23 protein-coding genes, 2 tRNA genes and 3 pseudogenes are annotated in these 21,167 nt (G+C 62.0%); 15 read left to right on the top strand and 13 right to left on the bottom strand.

Features of this window, described 5'->3' with window-relative positions; all coding sequences use genetic code 11:
* Positions 1-39 precede the first annotated feature (39 nt).
* The 6 genes from modC to AB5975_27880 form a co-directional block, all read right to left on the bottom strand.
* Positions 40-1,131: a molybdenum ABC transporter ATP-binding protein gene (gene modC / locus AB5975_27905; GenBank protein ID XDR20214.1), complete on the bottom strand. Its 1,092-nt coding sequence runs from the start codon at positions 1,129-1,131 to the stop codon at positions 40-42.
* 1 nt (position 1,132) lies between these two features.
* Positions 1,133-1,813 carry a molybdate ABC transporter permease subunit gene (modB, locus tag AB5975_27900; protein ID XDR20213.1) on the bottom strand — a complete coding sequence of 227 codons (681 nt, stop codon included), beginning with the start codon at positions 1,811-1,813 and terminating at the stop codon, positions 1,133-1,135.
* Positions 1,813-2,571 (bottom strand): molybdate ABC transporter substrate-binding protein, encoded by a 759-nt coding sequence (modA, locus tag AB5975_27895; GenBank protein XDR20212.1) that lies wholly within the window; start codon positions 2,569-2,571, stop codon positions 1,813-1,815. The genes modB and modA overlap by 1 nt, the downstream gene beginning before the upstream one ends.
* Before the next feature lie 82 nt (positions 2,572-2,653).
* Positions 2,654-3,739, bottom strand: coding sequence for an NAD(P)H-dependent flavin oxidoreductase (locus AB5975_27890; protein XDR20211.1), 1,086 nt, complete (start codon positions 3,737-3,739; stop codon positions 2,654-2,656).
* A gap of 51 nt (positions 3,740-3,790) precedes the next feature.
* Positions 3,791-3,961 (bottom strand): hypothetical protein, encoded by a 171-nt coding sequence (locus tag AB5975_27885; GenBank protein ID XDR20210.1) that lies wholly within the window; start codon positions 3,959-3,961, stop codon positions 3,791-3,793.
* Entirely contained in the window at positions 3,958-4,272 is a 315-nt protein-coding gene (locus tag AB5975_27880) for a DUF1883 domain-containing protein (protein XDR20209.1), read from the bottom strand. The genes AB5975_27885 and AB5975_27880 overlap by 4 nt, the downstream gene beginning before the upstream one ends.
* A gap of 159 nt (positions 4,273-4,431) precedes the next feature.
* Between AB5975_27880 and AB5975_27875 the strand changes: the two genes are divergently transcribed.
* The 8 genes and pseudogenes from AB5975_27875 to AB5975_27840 all read left to right on the top strand — a co-directional run bounded on the left by AB5975_27875 (position 4,432) and on the right by AB5975_27840 (position 11,795).
* Complete coding sequence (locus AB5975_27875) at positions 4,432-4,791, top strand: hypothetical protein (protein XDR23049.1); 360 nt, start codon at positions 4,432-4,434, stop codon at positions 4,789-4,791.
* A 77-nt stretch (positions 4,792-4,868) separates the two neighbouring features.
* Complete coding sequence (locus AB5975_27870; protein ID XDR20208.1) at positions 4,869-5,519, top strand: cytochrome c; 651 nt, start codon at positions 4,869-4,871, stop codon at positions 5,517-5,519.
* Positions 5,516-6,429 (top strand): annotated as a pseudogene (locus tag AB5975_27865) (c-type cytochrome). The gene AB5975_27870 and the pseudogene AB5975_27865 overlap by 4 nt, the downstream one beginning before the upstream one ends.
* A gap of 229 nt (positions 6,430-6,658) precedes the next feature.
* Positions 6,659-7,498, top strand: coding sequence for a UTP--glucose-1-phosphate uridylyltransferase GalU (galU, locus tag AB5975_27860; protein XDR20207.1), 840 nt, complete (start codon positions 6,659-6,661; stop codon positions 7,496-7,498).
* 99 nt (positions 7,499-7,597) lie between these two features.
* Positions 7,598-8,953, top strand: coding sequence for a glutathione-disulfide reductase (gene gorA, locus AB5975_27855; protein ID XDR20206.1), 1,356 nt, complete (start codon positions 7,598-7,600; stop codon positions 8,951-8,953).
* A 231-nt stretch (positions 8,954-9,184) separates the two neighbouring features.
* On the top strand, positions 9,185-9,748 hold the full coding sequence (gene ahpC, locus AB5975_27850) for an alkyl hydroperoxide reductase subunit C (protein XDR20205.1): 564 nt from the start codon (positions 9,185-9,187) through the stop codon (positions 9,746-9,748).
* Positions 9,749-9,872: 124 nt separating this feature from the next.
* On the top strand, positions 9,873-11,438 hold the full coding sequence (ahpF, locus tag AB5975_27845) for an alkyl hydroperoxide reductase subunit F (protein XDR20204.1): 1,566 nt from the start codon (positions 9,873-9,875) through the stop codon (positions 11,436-11,438).
* A gap of 167 nt (positions 11,439-11,605) precedes the next feature.
* A pseudogene (locus tag AB5975_27840) lies at positions 11,606-11,795 on the top strand (hypothetical protein).
* 4 nt (positions 11,796-11,799) lie between these two features.
* Here the strand turns inward: AB5975_27840 and AB5975_27835 are convergent.
* The 3 genes and pseudogenes from AB5975_27835 to nhaR form a co-directional block, all read right to left on the bottom strand.
* On the bottom strand, positions 11,800-12,447 hold the full coding sequence (locus AB5975_27835) for a YceH family protein (protein ID XDR20203.1): 648 nt from the start codon (positions 12,445-12,447) through the stop codon (positions 11,800-11,802).
* An 88-nt stretch (positions 12,448-12,535) separates the two neighbouring features.
* Positions 12,536-13,747: a serine/threonine transporter SstT gene (gene sstT, locus AB5975_27830; protein ID XDR20202.1), complete on the bottom strand. Its 1,212-nt coding sequence runs from the start codon at positions 13,745-13,747 to the stop codon at positions 12,536-12,538.
* Between the two features lie 71 nt (positions 13,748-13,818).
* Positions 13,819-14,711: pseudogene (gene nhaR / locus AB5975_27825) on the bottom strand (transcriptional activator NhaR).
* 130 nt (positions 14,712-14,841) lie between these two features.
* Between nhaR and AB5975_27820 the strand changes: the two are divergent.
* Both AB5975_27820 and AB5975_27815 read left to right on the top strand, forming a co-directional pair.
* Complete coding sequence (locus AB5975_27820) at positions 14,842-15,081, top strand: hypothetical protein (protein ID XDR20201.1); 240 nt, start codon at positions 14,842-14,844, stop codon at positions 15,079-15,081.
* Positions 15,082-15,109: 28 nt separating this feature from the next.
* On the top strand, positions 15,110-15,862 hold the full coding sequence (locus AB5975_27815; GenBank protein XDR20200.1) for a TerC family protein: 753 nt from the start codon (positions 15,110-15,112) through the stop codon (positions 15,860-15,862).
* 68 nt (positions 15,863-15,930) lie between these two features.
* Here the strand turns inward: AB5975_27815 and AB5975_27810 are convergent, their stop codons facing one another.
* Complete coding sequence (locus tag AB5975_27810) at positions 15,931-16,110, bottom strand: hypothetical protein (protein ID XDR20199.1); 180 nt, start codon at positions 16,108-16,110, stop codon at positions 15,931-15,933.
* A gap of 166 nt (positions 16,111-16,276) precedes the next feature.
* On the opposite strand from AB5975_27810, the gene AB5975_27805 reads away from it, so the two are divergent.
* On the top strand, positions 16,277-17,011 hold the full coding sequence (locus AB5975_27805) for a peptidase C39 family protein (protein ID XDR20198.1): 735 nt from the start codon (positions 16,277-16,279) through the stop codon (positions 17,009-17,011).
* A gap of 117 nt (positions 17,012-17,128) precedes the next feature.
* Here the strand turns inward: AB5975_27805 and AB5975_27800 are convergent, their stop codons facing one another.
* A complete protein-coding gene (locus AB5975_27800; protein XDR20197.1) occupies positions 17,129-18,412 on the bottom strand; it encodes an NAD(P)/FAD-dependent oxidoreductase in 1,284 nt (427 codons plus the stop codon).
* Between the two features lie 202 nt (positions 18,413-18,614).
* On the opposite strand from AB5975_27800, the gene AB5975_27795 reads away from it, so the two are divergent.
* The 4 genes from AB5975_27795 to AB5975_27780 all read left to right on the top strand — a co-directional run bounded on the left by AB5975_27795 (position 18,615) and on the right by AB5975_27780 (position 20,159).
* Positions 18,615-18,691, top strand: a tRNA-Val gene (locus AB5975_27795).
* 167 nt (positions 18,692-18,858) lie between these two features.
* Positions 18,859-18,935 (top strand) — tRNA-Val (locus tag AB5975_27790).
* 131 nt (positions 18,936-19,066) lie between these two features.
* Entirely contained in the window at positions 19,067-19,636 is a 570-nt protein-coding gene (locus tag AB5975_27785; protein ID XDR20196.1) for an SPOR domain-containing protein, read from the top strand.
* 97 nt (positions 19,637-19,733) lie between these two features.
* Positions 19,734-20,159: a GTP pyrophosphokinase gene (locus tag AB5975_27780; protein XDR20195.1), complete on the top strand. Its 426-nt coding sequence runs from the start codon at positions 19,734-19,736 to the stop codon at positions 20,157-20,159.
* A gap of 3 nt (positions 20,160-20,162) precedes the next feature.
* On the opposite strand, the gene AB5975_27775 is transcribed toward AB5975_27780, so the two are convergent.
* Entirely contained in the window at positions 20,163-20,855 is a 693-nt protein-coding gene (locus tag AB5975_27775) for an endonuclease (protein XDR20194.1), read from the bottom strand.
* 6 nt (positions 20,856-20,861) lie between these two features.
* Positions 20,862-21,104: a DUF1654 domain-containing protein gene (locus tag AB5975_27770; protein XDR20193.1), complete on the bottom strand. Its 243-nt coding sequence runs from the start codon at positions 21,102-21,104 to the stop codon at positions 20,862-20,864.
* Positions 21,105-21,167: the final 63 nt, after the last annotated feature.

Below are 21,167 nucleotides of genomic sequence, written 5' to 3'. Positions count from 1 at the left end.
AAGTCACTGATCAGTGGACAACAGCCGTGCGAAGGATGCTCAGCCCAAAAGGGCCACCGACTTGATCTGGGCGAACAGTACCTGGCCCGTGTGCAAGCCGAGCTGGTCTGCCGAGAAGCGGGTGATACGTGCAAGCAAGGCATTGCCACCGGCATCCAGGCTGACCAGTACATGCGCCGGGTTGGCCGCCGGGCGGCTCTCGCGCACACATACTGGCAGGCGGTTGAGGATGCTCGATGTGCTGTCGGCCGTCAGCGCCAGGCTGACGTCCCGGGCCTGTACCTTGACCCGCAGCGTGCTGCCCATCACATGCGCCGGGTGAGCAATGCGCAGCAGCGGCCCGCTGCTGCCGGGCAGGCGCAAGTCGAGCAGGTCGTAGTGCGGGTCATGCCCCACGACCATGCCTTCGAACACCACGCCGGCATCCTCGCCCTGGGCCAGCGACAGGTCGAGGCGCGCCAGGGTTTGGCCAATCGGGCCGCTGGCGACTGCCTGGCCTTGCTCCAGCAACACCAGGTGGTCGGCCAGTCGCGCTACTTCATCCTGGGCATGGCTGACATACACCAGGGGGATGTCCAGTTCGTCGTGCAGGCGCTCCAGGTACGGCAGGATCTCGCGCTTGCGCGGCCCGTCGAGGGCCGCCAGCGGCTCGTCCATCAACAGCAGCCTTGGGCTGCTGAGCAGGGCGCGAGCAATACCCACGCGCTGCGCCTCGCCGCCCGACAGGGTTGCCGGGCGGCGTTCCAGCAAGTGCCCGATACCTAGCAGCTGGCACGCCTGGTCGAGGCTGACCTTGCGCTCAGCGGCGGCTACCCGGCGCCAGCCGAACTCCAGGTTGCCGCGCACCGACAGGTGCGCAAACAGGCTGGCCTCCTGGAACACATAGCCCACTGGGCGCAAGTGGGGGGGCTGGAAGTAGCCACGGGTGCTGTCTTCCCAGACTTCGCCGTTGACTTCGATGTACGCGCTAGCAGCGCGTTCCAACCCCGCCAGACAGCGCAGGCAGCTGGTCTTGCCAGAGCCGGAGTGGCCAAACAGCGCGCTGATACCGCGCCCAGGTAGGTGCAGGTCGACGTCCAGGGTAAAGTCGTCGCGCGCCAGTTTCAGGCGCGCCACAATCGATGCGGTCATTTCAGCTCCAGCCAGCTTTGCCGCGGCGTCCGGCGTACAGCAGGAGCAGCACCAGGAAAGAGAACACCAGCATGGCACCGGCCAGCCAGTGGGCTTGCGAATACTCCATGGCTTCGACGTGATCGAAGATTTGCACCGAGACCACGCGGGTCTTGTCGGGGATGTTGCCACCGATCATCAGCACCACGCCAAACTCGCCCACGGTATGGGCGAAGCCGAGGATGCTGGCAGTGACGAAGCCGGGGCGGGCCAGCGGCAGTACCACATGAACGAAGGTGTCCCATGGGCTGGCGCGCAGCGTCGCGGCGACTTCCAGCGGCCGCTGGCCGATCGCGCCAAAGGCATTTTGCAGCGGCTGCACCACGAACGGCATGGAATACACCGTCGAGCCGATCACCAGGCCCGTGAAGCTGAACACCACGCTACCCAGGCCCAGCGCCTGGGTAGCCTGGCCGAGCCAGCCGTGTGGGCCGAGGGCGATCAGCAGGTAGAAACCGATCACCGTTGGTGGCAGCACCAGGGGCAATGCCACCACCGCCCCCACCGGCCCGCGCAGCCATGAGCGCGTGCGCGCCAGCCACCAGGCGATGGGTGTGCCGATAACCAGCAGGATCAGGGTGGTCAGGCTGGCCAGTTTCACGGTCAGCCAGATGGCACCTAGGTCACTGGCATCCAGTGGCATCAGAGTTCATAACCGTAGGACTTGATCACCGCTGCGGCTTTCGGGCCTTTGAGGTATTCGACCAGTGCTTTGGCGGCCGCATTGTCCTTGCCTTTGTTGAGGATGACGGCGTCCTGGCGGATCGGGTCGTGCAGGTTGGACGGCACGATCCAGGCCGAGCCATTGGTCACCTTGCCGTCCTTGTAGATCTGCGACAGGGCGACGAAGCCCAGCTCGGCGTTGCCGGTGGAAACAAACTGGAAGGCCTGGGTGATGTTCTGGCCTTCGACAATCTTGCCTTTGGTGGCTTCGGTGAGCTTCAGCTTGTCCAGTACCTGAGTGGCGGCCAGGCCGTAAGGTGCCGCTTTCGGGTTGGCGATGGACAGGTGTTTGTATGCGTTCTTTTTCAACACTTCACCCTTGGCATCCACGTAGCCTTCCTTCGCAGACCACAGGGCCAAGGTGCCGATGGCGTAGGTAAAGCGCGAGCCGGGGACGATTTCCTTCTCTTCTTCAAGCTTCTTCGGGGTGCTGTCGTCGGCGGCGAGGAACACTTCGAAGGGTGCGCCGTTCTTGATCTGGGCGTAGAACTGCCCGGTGGCACCGTAGGCAGCGACCAGTTTGTGTCCGGTGTCTTTCTCGAAGTCTTTGGCGATGGCCTGGATGGGGGCTGTGAAGTTGGCTGCGACCGCGACCTGGACTTCGTCGGCCCAGGCAGTGTTGAAGGCGAACAGGCTGGCCAGGGCAGTGAAGGCCAGGTGGGACGGGCGGATACGCATGAAGACAGCTCCTTGGGGTTATCGTTATGTCCTGAACTATATAGCGATAAGCCATTTGCCGGGAAGAGGCCAGACCTGCCTTTCAAAAAGCCTGGTGCCCAACCACGGCCAGTGCCTTTTCGGCAATTTCCTGGGTCAGCTCACCTGCCGGCATGTGCCGTCCCAGCCGCAACGCCTGCCCCGACCACAGATTGCTGAAGTCACTATTGCCCAGCGGATCGGTGATCGCCCGCAAAGGCATCAATGCCCCACCCGCCAGCGGGAAGCGTGGCGCCAGCGCGCTCATCGGCCCCAGCTCGCGCATGATGCGGTTGTTGATACCCCGCGCGGGGCGGCCGGTGAACAGGTTGGTCAGCGCCGTGTCGCTGGCAGACGCGCTGTCCAGCGCCCGGCGATGCGCTGGCGAAACCTTGGCCTCGGGGCAAAACAGGTAAGCCGTGCCGATCTGCACTGCCGAGGCACCCAGGGCCAGCGCCGCCACCAGCCCACGGTGGTCGCCGATGCCACCCGCGGCAATCACCGGGACGCCGACCGCATCGGCAATCTGGGGTACCAGGGCGAACGTACCGATCTGGCTGGTGATGTCGTCACTCAGGAACATGCCGCGATGGCCACCGGCTTCATACCCCATGGCGATGATCGCGTCGCAACCGTTGTGTTCCAGCCAGATGGCCTCTTCCACCGTAGTGGCACTGGAGAGCACCTTGGCACCGCTGGCTTTTACCCGCTGCAGCAGTTCGGCCTGGGGTAGGCCGAAGTGGAAGCTCACCACCTCCGGGCGCAAGGCTTCGACCAGCTGGCAGCTTTGCTCGTCGAAAGGCGCACGGTTGGACACCGGCGTGGGCGCCGCGAAATCGGCACCCACTTCGTTGTAATAAGGTTCAAGGGCCTGCTTCCAACGCGCATCGTGCTCGGCATCGGGCGCTGGCGGCTGGTGGCAAAAGAAGTTCAGGTTAAGTGGGCGCCCCGGGCAGCCAGCGCGGAACGCGGCGATTTCGGCGCGCACTTGCTCGCCGCTGAGCATGGCGCAGGGCAGGGCGCCCAGCCCACCTGCCAGGCCCACGGCAATGGCCATGGGTGAGCCGGTCGCCCCCGCCATGGGCGCCTGCAGAATGGGCAACTCGATGCCCAGCAGGTCGAGGATACGGCGGTCGGGCCAGTGGCTCATGCGATTCTCCTTGCGTGGGGCGAGCGGCGCGGCGGGGGCTTGTGGCGGTTTTTACAGGGCTTTGCTGACCTGGATGTCGCTGATTTTCTCGGCGTCTTCACCGTGGATCTTGCGCAGGGCCTCAAGGGCTTGTTCCTGCGAGGCATCGGGCATCAGCGCGAAGTCCCAACGACGCTGGCCGTCGAGCTTGTATTTGATGACGTACTTGATGGTCTGGGTCATGGTGGCCTTATCTGAGTTTTCGACGACGAACGACGGATGATCTTGATCTTGTGGGTCAGGGTTGGCTTGCGAGTGACCGAGATCGGGCGTGTGGTCACGGTATCGATGGTGATGTTCCAGAAGCCGGTGCTGGGCACGGTGATCTTCGCCGGGAACTTCTCGAAATGGCCGCCGTGGTAAGTATGACGGCCGCCGTTCTTGAAGCTGCGGAAGTTGGCGTCGTTCATCAGGCGGATATTGCAGCGCTGAGAGCACTCGATGACGACGATGTCGTCCTCGTTGAGGTGCTCGCGCTGGTGTACGAATTTCATGTGATGCTCCGCAAGGTTTGGATCTGCAAAGGCAAAAGATACCACGATGTACCGTTACACTGCCGCGCTGTTCGCCAGGCGCAGATAATTCTGCCAAAGCAGGGAGCAAAACCGCCTGGCAGTGGTCGAAGCGAATTCTTGATGGCAGAGGTGCTGCAAATGAAGTGGATGGTGGCGGCGTTGACGGTGACGCTCGGTGGCTGCGTGAGCGTTACCGAGCTGGAGCAATCGCGTGAAACGCTGGATGTGATCTCTGGCAAGAGCCCGCGCGCCTATGCCGATTGCGTCAAGCAGAAGCTGGCCGATACGCGTGGCCCGCTGACTGAAGAGCAGCGTGGTGACGGCCTGCGGCTGATCGTGCCGCAGAAGCTCACCTCGGGGGCAGGCCCGGCGGCGCTGGTGGATATCGACAAGCGCGGCAGCGGTAGCAGCATCAAACTGCATGAGCGGCTGAACAATTTCCCGCTGCGCCTGGGTGATGTGCGCACTGCTGCAACCCAATGCATCTCCGGAAGTTGATCTGAGGCAACGGCTGTTCCTTGCTTTACTTATATGTTTTGAGCCTAAACATATAACAAAAGAAAAGGAGCTTCGTGATGACACCGTTGAGACGCGTCGTGATCGGCAGCCTGCTGATCCTGGCCTTGCCCAAGGCGCATGCCGTCGATGGCCAGAAGGTCTTCTCCCAGGGCGGGGCCAACCCCGCCGCCATGGCCTGCCTCGGTTGCCATGGCCCGGACGGCAAGGGCATTGCCGCTGCCGGCTTCCCACGCTTGGCTGGGCTTCCAGCCGGTTACCTCAGCAAACAGTTGCATGACTGGCGCAACGGCAGCCGCAAGCAGCCGGTGATGGAGCCGCTGGCCAAAGCCCTGAGCGAAGATGAAATCGAGGCAGTCAGCAGCTACCTGGCCGGCCTGCCGGCAGCCCCCACTGGCGACCTGCGCCGCCAGCAAATTGCCAATGACCCTACCACCCGCGTGGCCCTGTACGGCGACTGGAGCCGGCAGATTCCCGGCTGCGTGCAATGCCATGGGCCGGGTGGCGGCGGGGTCGGTGAACACTTCCCGCCCTTGGCCGGCCAGCCCGCCAGTTACCTGATAGCGCAGCTCAATGCCTGGCGTGACGGCAGCCGCAGCAATGACCCCAACCAACTGATGGTCGGTGTGGCCAAGGCCATGACCGATGACGAGATCAAGGCTGTTGCCGAGTTCTTCGCCCACCCCGCCAGCCAGGAGGTCACGCCATGAAGCCGTTGATTCCAGCCATGTTGCTGCTGGCCGTGGGCAGTGCCCAGGCCGCGCCGATTGCCATGGAAGACCAGTCGCAGTTGAAAGTGCCCGGCGTGCAGGCTGCGCCGCAGTTCGTACCCCCGATGAAAGCGATTTGCCCGACAATGCCTTTGGCAAGATGGTGCGCGAAGGCCATGCCTTGTTCGTCGACACCCGCCGGCTGATGCCCGAGGCCGTGGGCAATGGCATGAACTGCAGCAACTGCCACCTCGACCAAGGGCGGCTGGCGCATTCAGCACCGATGTGGGGCGCGTACCCGATGTACCCGGCTTACCGCAAGAAGAACGACAAGGTGAATACCTACGCCGAGCGTATCCAGGGCTGCTTCCAGTTCAGCATGAACGGCAAGCCGCCGGCCGCCGACAGCCCGCAAATGACGGCGCTGGCGGTGTACGCCTACTGGCTGTCGACCAAGGCGCCGACCGGCGTGGAACTCGCCGGGCGCGGATACCCCGAGGTGGCGCAGCCACAGGGTGGTTATGACTTCAAGCGTGGCCAGCAGGTTTACCGTGAGCAGTGCGCCATTTGCCATGGTGACAACGGTGAAGGGCAGCAGGTTGCGGGCGAGTATGTGATGCCGCCGCTGTGGGGCAAGGACTCCTACAACTGGGGCGCCGGCATGCACCGCATCAACACGGCGGCGTCGTTCATCAAGTACAACATGCCGCTGGGCAAGCCCGGCAGCCTCAGCGACCAGCAAGCCTGGGACGTGGCGGCGTGGATCAACCGCCATGAACGGCCACAGGACCCTCGCCTGGTAGAGGGTTCCATCGAGAAAACGCGGGTGAAGTTTCATGCCAATGATGGCGTGAACCTGTATGGGCAGAAGGTTGATGGGGTGCTGGTGGGGCAGGGCACTGGAAGTTGATGGGGCACTGCCTCTTCGCGGGTGAACCCGTGAAGAGGCGGTATAGGCACCATTATTTTGCTGTCATCCGCCTGTCATGAATGACCGTAATATTCACGATCCCCCGGAACTATCTACACTGGGATATCTCTATGATGGCATCGGTCGCTATCGGGGGGCATTGTAAGGTGACTGCCGCCTGATTAGACTGCGCCGAATTCCACAGGCCTAGCCTTTTGTAAGGACGTTTATGATCAAGAAATGCTTGTTCCCGGCAGCCGGCTACGGCACTCGCTTCCTGCCTGCTACCAAAGCCATGCCCAAGGAAATGCTGCCGGTGGTCAACAAGCCACTGATCCAGTATGGCGTTGAAGAAGCATTGGATGCTGGTCTGAACGAGATCTCCATCGTGACCGGTCGCGGCAAGCGCGCCCTGGAAGACCACTTCGACATCAGCTACGAGCTGGAAAACCAGATCAAGGGCACCGACAAGGAAAAATACCTGGTTGGCATCCGTCGTCTGCTCGATGAGTGCTCGTTCTCCTACACCCGCCAGACCGAAATGAAAGGCCTGGGCCACGCTATCCTCACCGGCCGCCCGTTGATCGGTGACGAGCCTTTCGCCGTGGTGCTGGCGGATGACCTGTGCGTCAACCTTGAAGGTGACGGCGTGCTGGCGCAGATGGTTGCGCTTTACAAGAAGTACCGTTGCTCGATCGTTGCCATCCAGGAAGTCGATCCGCAGGAAACCAACAAGTACGGCGTCATCGCCGGTGAAGAGATCAAGGACGGCATCTTCCGTGTCGACTCCATGGTCGAGAAACCGAAGCCTGAAGATGCCCCTTCGAACCTGGCCATCATCGGCCGTTACATCCTGACCCCGGACATTTTCGAGAAGATTGAGCAGACCGAACCGGGCAAGGGTGGCGAGATCCAGATCACCGACGCGCTGATGAAGCAAGCGGCCGAAGGTAACGTGATCGCCTACAAGTTCAAGGGCAAGCGTTTCGACTGCGGTGGTGCCGAAGGCTACATCGAGGCGACCAACTTCTGCTTCGAGAACTTCTACAAGGCTGGCAAGGCTTACTGATAAGCCCTGTTGGTATTGGAAAGCCACCCTTCGGGGTGGCTTTTTTGTTTGTGGCGGCCAACGGCGTTATGCTGGGCGCCTGCCTAGGAGACTGAATACATGGCCTACGATTTTGATCTGTTCGTGATTGGCGCCGGGTCCGGCGGCGTGCGCGCGGCGCGCTTTGCCGCGGGCTTCGGTGCAAAAGTGGCAGTGGCTGAAAGCCGCTACCTGGGCGGTACCTGTGTCAATGTCGGCTGTGTTCCGAAAAAGCTGCTGGTGTATGGCGCGCACGTTGCCGACGAACTGGAGCAGGCCGCAGGTTTCGGCTGGACCTTGGAAGAAGGGCATTTCGACTGGGGCACCCTGATTGCCAACAAGAACCGGGAAATCGAACGCCTCAATGGCATCTACCGCAACCTGCTGGTCAACAGCGGGGTGACCCTGCTGCAGGGCCACGCACGCCTGACCGGTGCCAATGAAGTGGAAGTGGACGGTCAGCGCTACAGCGCCGAACACATCCTCATCGCTACCGGTGGCTGGCCACAGGTGCCGGATATCCCCGGCAAGGAACTGGCCATCACCTCCAATGAAGCCTTCTACCTCAAAGACCTGCCTCGCCGGGTGCTGGTGGTGGGCGGTGGCTACATCGCCGTCGAGTTCGCTGGCATCTTCCAGGGCCTGGGGGCTAACACCACGCTGCTGTACCGTGGTGACTTGTTCCTGCGCGGCTTCGATGGCTCGGTGCGCACCCACTTGAAGGAAGAGTTGGAAAAGCGCGGCCTCGACCTGCAGTTCAATGCCGACATTCAGCGTATCGACAAACTTGAAGATGGCAGCCTCAAGGCCACCCTCAAGGATGGCCGAGAGCTGGTTGCCGATTGCGTATTCTATGCCACTGGCCGGCGCCCGATGCTGGACAACCTGGGCCTGGAAAACACCGGCGTCGAACTGGATGCGCGCGGCTACATTCGGGTTGATGAGCAGTTCCAGACCACCGCGCCGTCAATCCTTGCCATTGGCGACGTCATCGGGCGTGTGCAGTTGACGCCAGTGGCCCTGGCCGAAGGCATGGCCGTGGCGCGGCGCCTGTTCAAACCAGAGCAATACCGCCCGGTGGACTACCAGAACATCCCTACTGCGGTGTTCAGCCAGCCGCCGATCGGCACCGTAGGCTTGACCGAGGAGCAGGCGCTGGCGGCCGGGCACAAGGTGCAGGTGTTCGAAAGCCGCTTCCGCGCCATGAAGCTGACCCTGACCGACATTCAGGAAAAGACCCTGATGAAGCTGGTGGTCGATGCCGAGACCGACAAGGTGCTGGGGTGTCACATGGTTGGCCCTGATGCCGGTGAAATCATCCAGGGCCTGGGTATTGCGCTGAAAGCCGGTGCGACCAAGCAGCAGTTCGACGAAACCATCGGCGTGCACCCGACGGCGGCCGAAGAGTTCGTGACCATGCGTACGGTCACCCGCTGATAACGCGTAGCCTGCAGGAGCAGCACAAGGCTGCTCCTGCAGGGGTGTGCCGATCCGTGTCACGGCGCGCCGGTCCGCAATCCTTTGCTCAGCCCATTCCCTTCTATTAATTAACCCCGGTTATAGCCAAAACCAATCGCAAGCATGAGCTTTGCCAATGAGCCTTCAGCGGGATGATTAGTTAGGATTCTATCCATCAACTGATTCCAACCCCATGAAGGAGCGTCTCTCATGCCAATCATCAACAGCCAGGTCAAACCGTTCAACGCCACCGCCTACCACAAAGGCGAGTTCGTTCAGGTCAGCGAAGCCGACCTGAAAGGCAAGTGGTCTGTCGTGTTCTTCTACCCGGCCGACTTCACCTTCGTTTGCCCGACCGAGCTGGGTGACCTTGCCGACAACTACGCAGAGTTCCAGAAGCTGGGCGTGGAAATCTACGGCGTGTCCACCGACACCCACTTCACCCACAAAGCCTGGCACGACACTTCGGACACCATCGGCAAGATCGAGTACCCGCTGATCGGTGACCCGACTCACGTCATCTCGCGCAACTTCGACGTGCTGATCGAAGAAGCCGGCCTGGCCGATCGCGGTACCTTCGTGATCAACCCGGAAGGCCAGATCAAAATCGTCGAACTGAACGACGGTGGTGTAGGCCGCGATGCTGCCGAACTGCTGCGTAAAGTGAAGGCTGCCCAGTACGTTGCCGCTCACCCAGGCGAAGTGTGCCCGGCCAAGTGGAAAGAAGGCGAAGCCACCCTGGCGCCGTCCCTGGACCTGGTCGGCAAGATCTAAGACTGTGAGCCAGTCGCGGGCGGTAGTCAGCCGCCAAAGCTGAAGTTGTTACCGCCCCGTCAAACGCCCGGGCGACCTCGCCTGGGCGTTTTTGTATCCGAGTTTTGAAAAAGGAATCGCCCGTATGTTGGACGCCACGCTTAAATCGCAACTGAAAACCTACCTGGAGCGGGTCACCCAGCCGATCGAGATCGTTGCCTCCCTCGACGACGGCGCGAAGTCCCGCGAATTGCATGACTTGCTGGTGGAAATTGCCGGCCTGTCGAACCTCATTACATTCAGCGCGGACGGTACCGATGCCCGTCGCCCGTCGTTCTCGCTGAACCGCCCGGGTGACAGCATCAGCCTGCGCTTCGCCGGCATCCCCATGGGCCACGAGTTCACCTCGCTGGTGCTGGCGCTGCTGCAAGTCGGCGGCCACCCATCCAAGGCCAGTGCTGAAGTGATCGAGCAGATCCAGGCCCTGGAAGGCGAATTCACCTTCGAAACCTACTTCTCGCTGTCGTGCCAGAACTGCCCGGACGTGGTCCAGGCGTTGAACCTGATGGCGGTGCTCAACCCCAACGTGCGCCATGTGGCCATCGACGGTGCGCTGTTCCAGGAAGAAGTGGAAGCGCGCAAGATCATGGCGGTGCCGAGCATCTACCTGAACGGTGAAGTGTTTGGCCAGGGCCGCATGGGCCTGGAAGAAATCCTTGGCAAGATCGACACCAGCGCCGGCGCCCGCCAGGCCGAGAAGATCAACGCCAAGGACGCCTTCGACGTGCTGGTGGTCGGCGGTGGCCCCGCTGGCGCCGCTGCTGCCATCTATGCTGCGCGTAAAGGCATCCGCACTGGCGTTGCAGCAGCCGAGCGCTTCGGCGGCCAGGTGCTCGACACCCTGGCCATCGAGAACTTCATCTCGGTGCAGGAAACCGAAGGGCCTAAGCTGGCCACGGCGCTGGAAGAGCACGTCAAGCAGTACGATGTCGACATCATGAACCTGCAGCGCGGCGAAGCGTTGATTCCGGCCAGCGAGGGTGGCTTGCACGAAGTACGCCTGGCAGGCGGCGCCTCGCTTAAAGCCAAGACCGTGATCTTGGCCACCGGCGCCCGCTGGCGCGAAATGAACGTGCCAGGTGAGCAGGAATACCGTGGCCGTGGCGTGGCCTACTGCCCGCACTGTGATGGCCCCCTGTTCAAGGGCAAGCGCGTAGCGGTGATCGGCGGCGGCAACTCGGGCGTGGAGGCGGCCATCGACCTGGCCGGTATCGTCGCCCAGGTGACGCTGATCGAGTTCGACAGCCAACTGCGTGCCGACGCGGTTTTGCAGCGCAAGTTGCACAGTTTGCCGAACGTGAAAGTCATTACCAGCGCACTCACCACCGAGGTGCTGGGCAATGGCGAGAAAGTGACTGGCTTGCGCTACAAGGACCGCACCACCGATGAACAGCATGACGTGGCGCTGGAAGGTATCTTCGTGCAGATCGGACTGTTGCCCAACACCGACTGGCTCAAAGGCACCGTCGAGCTGTCGCCGCGTGGCGAGATCATCGTCGACGCCAAGGGCCAGACCAGTATCCCGGGTGTGTTTGCAGCGGGTGACGTGACGACCGTGCCGTACAAGCAGATCGTGATTGCGGTGGGTGAGGGGGCCAAGGCTTCGCTGGCGGCCTTCGACCACCTGATTCGCACTTCGGCGCCGGCGTAAGCCTGTACCGGCCCTTTCGCGGCTAAAGCCGCTCCCACAGGTACTGCACAGATTTTGAATGCTGTGCGGTCCCTGTGGGAGCGGCTTTAGCCGCGAAAGGGCCGGCACAAGCAAAGCAGAAACTGAGGGTGTCTATGATTAGTGCAGACACCCTCAGGAGCTTGAACATGACCCTGATCAGCCGCGAACCCTGGTGGCTAGTCCCCCCCCAAGCCCGGGCAGAAAGAGCAGGACCTGCACTGGGGCTACCTGGAAATCTACGCCGACGGGCGCACCGTGTTCGTCGACCAGCGCCCCAGTGACCGGGAGCTGGCCGAGCGCAAGAGCTGCCGCAACTTCCCCGACCCCGAGCCGTGAAGGCTCAGCCTTCCAGCTCGGCCAGCCGTGCTTCCAGCGCTGCAATGCGTGCTTCGAGGGCTTCGATGCGTTCTTCCGACACACTGGCGCCACTGCTGCGTGCGCCACCTTCCTGCTGGCGTGCAGCGAGGATCGCCTCGATTTCCGCCGGGTCGCCCAAGGCGTGGGTGTAGCGGTCCTCACGCTGGCCGGCCTGACGCGGCAGGTGCAAGGCCAGGTCCCGCGAGATCAGGCGCTCCAGCTGATGCTGAATCTGCTCGGTGTCGTCGAAGTCGTGCAGGCGGTTGCTGCGGGTCAGCAGTTCGTTGAGCGTTTGCGGGCCGCGCAGGAACATCAGGCCCATCAGTACCAGCTGTGCGGGCACCAGCTCCAGTGCCTTGTCTACCCGCTGTTCCCAGCGGTCGGCACGGCTGCCCATCTGCAAGCGGGTCAGGTCCTGCCCTTCAAGCGCACGCAGGGCTTGGCCAACCTGGCCTTGGGTGAGGTTCATCACAGGTTCGCGGCTGGTCTTCTGGTTGCAGGCCAGGACCAGGGCATTGAGGGTCAGCGGGTAGCTTTCCGGGCTGGTGGCCTGCTTTTCGATCAGCGAACCGAGAATGCGGATCTCAACGCTGTTGAAGCGGCCAACACCGGCGGTTTCGTGTTCTGACATGGCCCTGTCTCATTACTGGGGAAAGGCCACTAGGGTAGGTAATGCCACCGTGTAAGGCAATTGGGGCCGCACAGCGGCCCCGGCAATCTCAAGGGTTGCGCCGCTCTTCGGCCAGGCAGGCCGCCGCAGTGAACAGCACATCGGTCGAAGAATTCAGCGCCGTTTCGGCCGAATCCTGCAGCACGCCGATAATGAAGCCTACCGCCACCACCTGCATGGCAATTTCGCTGGGGATGCCAAACAGGCTGCATGCCAGTGGAATCAGTAGCAGCGAGCCCCCAGCCACGCCCGAGGCACCGCAGGCGCACACCGCCGCCACCACGCTGAGCAGCACGGCAGTTGGCAGGTCCACCGGGATGCCCAAGGTATGCACGGCGGCCAGGGTCAGTACGGTAATGGTGATCGCCGCACCGGCCATGTTGATGGTCGCGCCCAGCGGGATCGACACCGAATAGGTGTCTTCATGCAGGCCAAGGCGTTCCGACAATGCCAGGTTGACCGGAATGTTGGCGGCCGAGCTGCGGGTGAAGAATGCGGTAATGCCGCTTTCGCGCAGGCACAGCAGCGTCAGTGGGTAAGGGTTGCGGCGGATCTTCCAGAACACGATGAGTGGGTTCATCACCAGCGCCACGAACAGCATGCAGCCGATCAGTACCGCCAGCAGGTGCAGGTAGCCGAGCAGCGCGTTCAGGCCTGACTGGGCCAGGGTGGAGCTGACCAGCCCAAAGATGCCCAGCGGGGCGAAACGGATGACCATGCGCACGATCAAGGTCACGCCATTGGACAGGTCGTCTACTACGGTACGGGTGGTTTCGCCGGCATGACGCAGGGCCACGCCCAGGCCGATGGCCCAGGTGAGTATGCCGATGAAGTTGGCGTTGAGCAGGGCATTGACCGGGTTGTCGACCGCGCTCAGCACCAGGTTCTGCATCACCTCGGTAATGCCGCCTGGTGCGCTCAGCGTGGCCTCGCCCGTGCTCAGCACCAGGTGCGACGGGAACAGCATGCTGGCGACCACGGCCACCACCGCTGCGGCAAAGGTGCCCAGCAGGTACAACCAGAGGATCGGGCGAATGTGGGTTTCCTGGCCGTGACGATGGTTGGCGATCGAAGCCATGACCAGGATGAACACCAGCACGGGCGCAACCGCTTTCAGGGCGCTGACGAATACCTTGCCGAGGAAAGCCAGGTCGCGGGCGATGGCAGGTGCCAGCAGCGCAAGGGCGATGCCGGCGAGCAAACCGATGACGATCTGCGTGACCAGGCTGGTGCGGTTGAGGAAACGGAGGAGGGGGGTCATGTGCAGCGGTATCTCGGAATCTGGAAAGGGCGGACTTTACCATAGCGGCTTGTAGGGCTGCTCCGAGCGCCTCACCAATGAAACAACTCCCGCCGCGCCCCCTCGGTAATCGCCACGATCCCTGGGTGCTTGACCTTGCGCTCCACCGAAATGGCATAGAACGACTCGTGTACGGCTTCGGTCTGGCCGATCAACTGCACGCCATACTGGCGGCACACCTCTTCGGCGATAACGCTGGGGGCAACGAAAATGCCGCTACCCGACTGCCCGAACGCCTGCATCAAGGCACTGTCATCGAACTCCCCCACGATCCGAGGCTGCACCTGCTGTTCGCCCAGCCACCGCAGCAGGCGGCTGCGCACCACGGTTTCCTGGCCTGGAACAAGCAGCGGCGCATCCTGCAAGCAGGCCGGAAAAGGGCCGTCCAGCCGTTGCGCCAGTGCAGGGGTGGCGAAAAGCTCAGCCCGCATTCGCCGAGCTTCTGGCTGTAACCTTTGATGTCCAGGTGGCTGGGCATGGGGCTGTCGGAAATCACAAGGTCCAGGCGCTGGATGGCCAGGTCTGCCAGCAGCCGTTCAAGTTTGTCTTCGCGGCAGTTGATGCGCAGCACCTCGTCCAGTTCCATGGTAGGTGCCAGCAAGCGGTAGACGATGGATTTGGGGACCACGTCGGCTACCCCAACGCGGAACAGGATCTGCTCTTGGGGGCCGGCCCGCAGCAGGGCTTCCAGCTCGCCGCCGATCTGGAACATCTGCTCGGCGTACACCAGCGCCTGGCGGCCGGTTTCGGTCAGCTCAAGCTGGCGTCCGGCGCGCTGGAACAGTTCCAGGCCGTAGGTTTGCTCGAACAGGGTGATCTGCCCGCTGATGGTTTGCGGTGTGAGGTTCAGCTGTTGGCTGGCACGGGTGATGCTGCCAGTCTTGGCCACGGCCCAGAAGTAATGCAGCTGGCGATAATTGAGCACCGTTGGTCGTCCCGATTCGTAAAAACCGAAGTATACGTCATGAAAATACGAATTTTACTGAACTATCGGCGTCTCTAGAATGCACGGCATCAGGCGCCATGCGCCGCCGGAATTTTCAAGCGAGGACACCATGCTGCAACTCAAATCCATCGGCACCCCGTTGGTGCTGGCCTTGGCCCTGTTCACCCTGGCAGGTTGCGACCAGGCCGAGAAATCTGCCCAGCAGATGCTCGACCAGGCCGCGCAGTCGGCCAAGCAGGCCATCGACGATACCAACAAGGCTGCCCAGCAGGCGTTGAGCGATGCCATCGGCAGCGAAGGGCAGAAGCCCAAGGATGCCGAGAAAAAAGAACAAACCCAGGACATTTGACCCCAACCGCCGCTGCAGGATCTGAACAATGGAATATTTGCTGGAACTCGCCGCTAGCCCTACCGCCTGGGTTGCCCTGGCTACGCTGGTGGCCATGGAAGTTGTACTGGGTATCGACAACCTGATCTTCATCTCGATCCTGACCAACAAGCTGCCGGTGGAGTACCGCTCCAAGGCACGGCGTATCGGCATCAGCATGGCCTTGGTCATGCGCCTGGCCTTGCTCAGCACGGTGGCCTGGATCGTCCAGTTGACCGACCCGGTGTTCGAAGTGTTCGGCAACGCCTTCTCGTGGAAGGATGTGATCCTGATTGCCGGTGGCCTGTTCCTGCTGTGGAAGGCGACCAAGGAGATTCACGAAAGCGTCGACCCGCACGGTGCCAAGGAAGAAGCCAAGGTTGGCTCGACCGTTACCCTGGGCTTTGCTGCGGCAATCTTCCAGATCCTGCTGCTGGACATCGTCTTCTCGGTCGACAGCATCATCACCGCCGTGGGTATGACCGAGCACCTGCCGATCATGATCATTGCCGTGATCACTGCGGTGATCGTAATGATGGTGGCCGCCGACCCGCTGGCCAACTTCATCAACGACAACCCGACCGTCGTGATGCTGGCCCTGGGCTTCCTGATCATGATCGGTATGACGCTGATCGCCGAAGGGTTTGGCGCTCATGTACCGAAGGGTTATGTGTATGCCGCCATGGCGTTCTCGACGGCTATCGAGATCCTCAACATCCTGGCGCGTCGGGCGCGTTTGAAGCGTGAGGCAGCTGAAGGTTGATATAAAAGCGGGGCGCATTGCGCCCATTCGCCGGCAAGCCCGCGAATGGGCTTTAGTAAATTTTGAGGTCAGTGCACCCCGGCATGCCGCCGCGCCCGCCTTATTGGCTGTGGCTTGGCCAGGGGCTGCGGTGGCAGGTGGTGATGTTGTGCATGACGCCGCACAATGCGCAGTACACCCCACAGCATGGCGGCTGCAACGCTTAGCCACATGCCTACCAGCATGAGAATTGCCATGGTCAGGCTCATCTGTGCCTCCATCTCTACGGCAAGCCTTCGATTGGCCAGCGCTTGCCTTCCAGACACTGCTTTAGTCTAGCCCTTCGCCTGTGACGTTCCATCGAACAAAGGTCTATCTCTGGGGCCGATTCGCTCTAAGCCGTTGTCGGACTATACCCGCGCCGCTGTCGGACCTATGATCGGTGGCCAGAGCCGGGCGCTGCCTGCCTGGCGTTGGAACAAGCGAGTGTCCATGGAGCAACATTCCGTCAAAACCGCCTACCGACGGCTGCTGGCCGCCTGTCTGATGGCTGCCACCCTGGCCGGTTGTGCCAGCGCACCGCCTGCCAACCTCAAGGGCTTGCCTCAGCGAGTGGAGATCAGCAGCGTGCCGTTCTACCGTGGCAACGCCAACCACAGCGGGGCTATGGCACTGGCGGCCGTGCTGTCGCAACAGGGGGCTCCGATCACACCGGGGCTTCTGGACAAACCGTTGAACCTGCCCCAGGGCGCCGAAGCGCTGGATACCGGTATCCCCCGCGTGGCGCGGGACTACGGCATGGTGGTATACCCGCTGGACAAACAACTGGACGCGCTGTTGACCCAAGTGGCGGCGGGCAACCCAGTGCTGCTGCGTTACGAGGAAGGTTCGGCCTGGTGGGGTGAGCCGCGTTATGCGGTGCTGATCGGTTATGACCGTTACAAGCAGCGGGTGTTGTTGCGCTCGGGCATGCACCGGCGGCAGGTGATGGCATTCGATGAGTTTGCCTCGGCGTGGGCGAAGCAGGGGAGCTGGGCGGTGCTGGTGCAGCCACCGCGACAATTGCCGGCCCAGGTGGATCGCCAGCGCTGGTTGATGGCTGCCGATGAGCTGGCCAAGGCGGGGCAGGAAGTTGCAGCGAAACAGGCGGTGAATAGCCTGAACAAATGAAATGGCCTGAACCGGCCCTATCGCCGACAAGCCTGCCCCCACAGAAATTGCACATTCGAAAATGGTGCGGTTCCTGTGGGGGCAGGCTTGCCGGCGATAGGGTCAGGCCTGTTTACATCAGAAGCCCAGACGATCGCGCAGGCTGTAGTACCAGGCACCGATGGCGCTGAACGGCACGCGCAGCATCTGGCCACCCGGGAATGGGTAGTGCGGCAGGCCGGCGAAGGCGTCGAAACGCTCCGCCTGGCCGCGCAGGGCTTCGGCCAGTACCTTGCCCGCCAGGTGGGTGTAGGTCACGCCGTGGCCCGAGCAACCCTGCGAGTAATAGATGTTGTCGCCGATACGGCCAACCTGTGGCAGGCGCGACAGGGTCAGCAGGAAGTTGCCGGTCCAGGCGTAATCGATCTTCACGTTCTTCAGCTGCGGGAAGGCCTTGAGCATCTTCGGACGGATGATCGCCTCGATGTTGGCCGGGTCACGCGCGCCGTACACCACGCCACCGCCGAAGATCAGGCGCTTGTCGCTGGTCAGGCGGTAGTAGTCGAGCAGGTAGTTGCAGTCCTCGACGCAGTAGTCCTGCGGCAGCAGGGTGCGTGCCAGTTCTTCGCCCAGCGGCTCGGTGGTGATCACCTGGGTGCCGCATGGCATGGACTTGGCGGCCAGCTCTGGCACCAGGTTGCCCAGGTAGGCGTTGCCGGCAACGATGATGAACTTGGCGCGGACTTTGCCCTGCGGGGTGTGAACGACCGGGTTGGCACCACGTTCGATGCGTACCGCCGGGGTTTGTTCATAGATGATGCCACCCAGCGACTCGACTGCAGCCGCTTCGCCCAAGGCCAGGTTCAATGGGTGGATGTGGCCGCCGCTCATGTCGAGCATGCCGCCGACGTAACTGTCACAGGCAACCACTTCGCGGATGCGCTTCTGGTCCATCAGCTCCAGCTGATTGTGGCCAAAACGTTCCCACAGGCGCTTTTGCGACTCCAGGTGGCCCATCTGCTTGCTGGTGATGGCGGCGAACACGCCACCGTCTTTCAGGTCGCACTGGATGTTGTATTTGGCCACGCGCTCACGAATGATGCGGCCGCCTTCGAAGGCCATATGGCCCAGCAGTTGCGCCTGCTTGGGGCCAACGGTGCGTTCGATGACGTCGATGTCGCGGCTATAGCTGTTGACGATCTGGCCGCCGTTGCGGCCCGACGCGCCGAAGCCGACCTTGGCCGCTTCGACGATGCTCACCTTGAAGCCGTTCTCGAGCAGGAACAGGGCGCTGGACAGGCCGGTGTAGCCGGCGCCGATGATGCATACATCGGTTTCCACCTCACCCTGCAGCGCCGGACGTGGCGGCACCGGGTTGGCCGAGGCGGCGTAGTAGGACTGGGGGTAGGGGGTGTTAGCCATGCTGCAGGAACCTCGTGTTTTATATTTTTAACGAATGTACCGATGCTATCAATAATAATAAACACCCGCTAGTCGTCTGGTGAAAATCCTTTACGGGGCGCTTGTCGGCCCTCCTTATATAAAGAGTTTAAGATTCAGTAGCTTAGCGCGAAAAAAAGTGTTGACAGGGTTTTTGGAATGCGTAGAATGCGCACCACACGACAGGCACATAGCTCAGTTGGTTAGAGCACCACCTTGACATGGTGGGGGTCGTTGGTTCGAGTCCAATTGTGCCTACCAAATCGAAGAAGGGGTGATCCGCAAGGGTCACCCCTTTTTTCATTGGGCTCGCGACCGGCCCGAGTCGCATATAGACTCCTCGTGCACGAACCCCGAAAGTTTTTGATTTTTATCAAAAAAAAGCTTTACAGGTACGCATTCGATCACTAGTATGCGCACCACACGACAGGCACATAGCTCAGTTGGTTAGAGCACCACCTTGACATGGTGGGGGTCGTTGGTTCGAGTCCAATTGTGCCTACCAAATCGAAAAAGGGCGATCAGCAATGATCGCCCTTTTTTCATTTGCGCACGAAGCAGCGTGTAACGTTTGGTCGCGGTTCGGGTATGGCCCGCCATGCTAGAATCCGCCCCTTCGAATCTGGAGGTACACGCGTGCGCAAACTGGCTGTGGTAATGGCAGTGCTCGCCCTGGCGGGCTGTGAGAACGAGGTCGAAGGCGTGCACAAGCAGGTGGCCGAACACTTGCACAACCCCAAGACTGCCAAGTTCGGCAACGTACGGATCGACACCCAGGGCACCATTTGCGGCCAGGTCCGCGGCAAGGACGATGCCGGGCAATACGAAGCCTATCGCAGCTATGTGGCGATCAAGCGCGATGGCCAGTACGACATCATCGTCGACGACACCGGCAACAACCTGCGTATCCGCGAGCTTTGCGGCGGTGCCGACCTGCAGCGACGTGCCGAAGCGCTCGCCGACCAGCCGGCGCCCCAGGGTTGGGATGTGGAAGTGGTGCAGGGCGCCAACATGGGCGCGCTGAGCGACATGACCGCACGGCTGATCGAGAAGGGCATCCCATCTTCGGTGGAGTACCGCGACGGCAAGCCGGTGGTGCTGATGGGGCCGTTCCCGACCCGCGAAGAGGCCCAGGCGCGCCGGGACGAGGTGATGGCCAAGCTGGGTACCGATTCGGTGGTCATTCAGCACGGCGCAGCACGCTAAGCCTATGCCGAAGTGTTGGCGGCCTGGCCTGTACTAGACATTGTTCACACAAGTTTGGCTATGCTTGGGTTGGGAGATGCCAGACGGGGAGGGCCTCATGTCTACACTGGAGCGGGCCATTGCCGTGGCCGCCAGGGCGCATGAAGGGCAATACGACAAGGGTGGGGCGGCTTATATCCTCCACCCGTTACGCGTGATGATGCGGGTTGCCACGCCCGAGCAACGGATTGTCGCGGTGCTTCACGATGTGATCGAAGATACCCCGCTGACCCTGTCCGACCTGGCGCGCGAGGGCTTCGCGCTGAAAATCCTTGCCGCGTTGCTGGCGCTAAGCCGCCGCGAGGGCGAGGCCTACCAGGACTTCGTGGTGCGCCTGGGCGATGACCCGCTGGCGCGCACCGTCAAGCTGGCCGACCTGGCCGACAACAGTGACCTCTCACGCATTCCCTGCCCAAGCCCCGCTGACCTGGCGCGGCTGGCCCGCTATCGGGAAGCCAGCGCCTACTTGCAGGCGCTGGTGTGAGGCTCAGCCACAGGCCTTGAGGTTGACCGGCCCGACAAACGCGTTGCCCCGCCCCATCACGCAGGCCACTCGCTGGTTGCGTTGCTGCTCCCAGGCTTGCGGCGGGTAGGTCTTGTTCCAGGCCTCGAACAGCTGGCGGTCCTGGCTGGACAACCGCAGGTTGTACTGCTGGCTCATGTAGAAGTAGGTGCGCGCGATCATGCCGCGGATCGAAGGGCGCGGCATCACCTTCTTGGCCTTGAAGTCGACCTGGGTCAGGCAACGGCCGTACTGGCCGCGTTGTTCGGGCAGCCAGCCGAAACTGAAATTGCTGCGGTCGCCGTTGACCTCGCCGATGCTGGGCACCAGGTTGTGCAGGTCAGCTTCGGCGCGCTTGTACACGTCGTCATGCTGCGCGCACTGCTTGCGCCCGCCGGCCTGCCAGCACTGGCGCTGATGGCCGATCTGCCATGCCGGTACGATGTGCTCCCATTCGATGCGCGAGGCGCGCTGGGCATTCTTGCGCGGGGCATAGCCACAGGACGCCAGGTCGACCTTGTTGCCCTTGTATTTGCAGCCGCAATAAAACTCGGTCGATTGCGGCGCATACAGCTTCCAGGCGACCTTCTTGGCCTCCTGGAAGGTACGCGGGGCGTCGGCTTGAACAAAGGGGGCGGTCAGCAGCAGGCAGGTTGCAGCGAAAAGCGAAACTCTCATGCGTGGTCAGTCTTCCTTCGGCACGGTCCAGAAAATCTGCACGCCGCCATCGTCCCGGTGGGCGAGGGTGACGTTGTCGTTCTCGGCGATTTCCTCGAGCAGCGTCTCCCAGTCATCCGGGCTTTCCTGTTCCAGGCGGAAGATCAGCGCCGCACGGCTGCGCTGGGCGGTGGGGCTGTTGATGATCTTCTGGATGCGTACACCCAGCTGTTCATAGCTGCTCGGGGTGGCAGAGGCGGTGCTGGACACAGGGAATTCCTTATTTTGCTGTATGTGCATACAGTATTTCACTGTAAGTAAAATCGCAACAGC

It is taken from the genome of Pseudomonas putida (assembly GCA_041071465.1).
Lineage (GTDB): Bacteria > Pseudomonadota > Gammaproteobacteria > Pseudomonadales > Pseudomonadaceae > Aquipseudomonas > Aquipseudomonas putida_P.
The sequence above is the reverse complement of the archived record's forward strand: the minus strand, read 5'-3'. Positions and strand labels throughout refer to the sequence as shown.

Excerpts from the sequence above, each read along its gene's own strand:
- AB5975_27885 (XDR20210.1), bottom strand. The coding sequence starts at position 3,961 with ATGACCCAGACCATCAAGTACGTCATCAAATACAAGCTCGACGGCCAG.
- AB5975_27800 (XDR20197.1), bottom strand. The coding sequence starts at position 18,412 with ATGGCTAACACCCCCTACCCCCAGTCCTACTACGCCGCCTCGGCCAAC.
- AB5975_27875 (XDR23049.1), top strand. The coding sequence starts at position 4,432 with ATGAAGTGGATGGTGGCGGCGTTGACGGTGACGCTCGGTGGCTGCGTG.
- AB5975_27815 (XDR20200.1), top strand. The coding sequence starts at position 15,110 with ATGGAATATTTGCTGGAACTCGCCGCTAGCCCTACCGCCTGGGTTGCC.
- AB5975_27775 (XDR20194.1), bottom strand. The coding sequence starts at position 20,855 with ATGAGAGTTTCGCTTTTCGCTGCAACCTGCCTGCTGCTGACCGCCCCC.
- modA (XDR20212.1), bottom strand. The coding sequence starts at position 2,571 with ATGCGTATCCGCCCGTCCCACCTGGCCTTCACTGCCCTGGCCAGCCTG.
- AB5975_27835 (XDR20203.1), bottom strand. The coding sequence starts at position 12,447 with ATGTCAGAACACGAAACCGCCGGTGTTGGCCGCTTCAACAGCGTTGAG.
- modC (XDR20214.1), bottom strand. The coding sequence starts at position 1,131 with ATGACCGCATCGATTGTGGCGCGCCTGAAACTGGCGCGCGACGACTTT.
- sstT (XDR20202.1), bottom strand. The coding sequence starts at position 13,747 with ATGACCCCCCTCCTCCGTTTCCTCAACCGCACCAGCCTGGTCACGCAG.
- AB5975_27890 (XDR20211.1), bottom strand. The coding sequence starts at position 3,739 with ATGAGCCACTGGCCCGACCGCCGTATCCTCGACCTGCTGGGCATCGAG.
- AB5975_27805 (XDR20198.1), top strand. The coding sequence starts at position 16,277 with ATGATCGGTGGCCAGAGCCGGGCGCTGCCTGCCTGGCGTTGGAACAAG.
- ahpF (XDR20204.1), top strand. The coding sequence starts at position 9,873 with ATGTTGGACGCCACGCTTAAATCGCAACTGAAAACCTACCTGGAGCGG.
- gorA (XDR20206.1), top strand. The coding sequence starts at position 7,598 with ATGGCCTACGATTTTGATCTGTTCGTGATTGGCGCCGGGTCCGGCGGC.
- modB (XDR20213.1), bottom strand. The coding sequence starts at position 1,813 with ATGCCACTGGATGCCAGTGACCTAGGTGCCATCTGGCTGACCGTGAAA.
- AB5975_27810 (XDR20199.1), bottom strand. The coding sequence starts at position 16,110 with ATGAGCCTGACCATGGCAATTCTCATGCTGGTAGGCATGTGGCTAAGC.
- AB5975_27870 (XDR20208.1), top strand. The coding sequence starts at position 4,869 with ATGACACCGTTGAGACGCGTCGTGATCGGCAGCCTGCTGATCCTGGCC.
- galU (XDR20207.1), top strand. The coding sequence starts at position 6,659 with ATGATCAAGAAATGCTTGTTCCCGGCAGCCGGCTACGGCACTCGCTTC.
- AB5975_27780 (XDR20195.1), top strand. The coding sequence starts at position 19,734 with ATGTCTACACTGGAGCGGGCCATTGCCGTGGCCGCCAGGGCGCATGAA.
- AB5975_27820 (XDR20201.1), top strand. The coding sequence starts at position 14,842 with ATGCTGCAACTCAAATCCATCGGCACCCCGTTGGTGCTGGCCTTGGCC.
- AB5975_27880 (XDR20209.1), bottom strand. The coding sequence starts at position 4,272 with ATGAAATTCGTACACCAGCGCGAGCACCTCAACGAGGACGACATCGTC.
- ahpC (XDR20205.1), top strand. The coding sequence starts at position 9,185 with ATGCCAATCATCAACAGCCAGGTCAAACCGTTCAACGCCACCGCCTAC.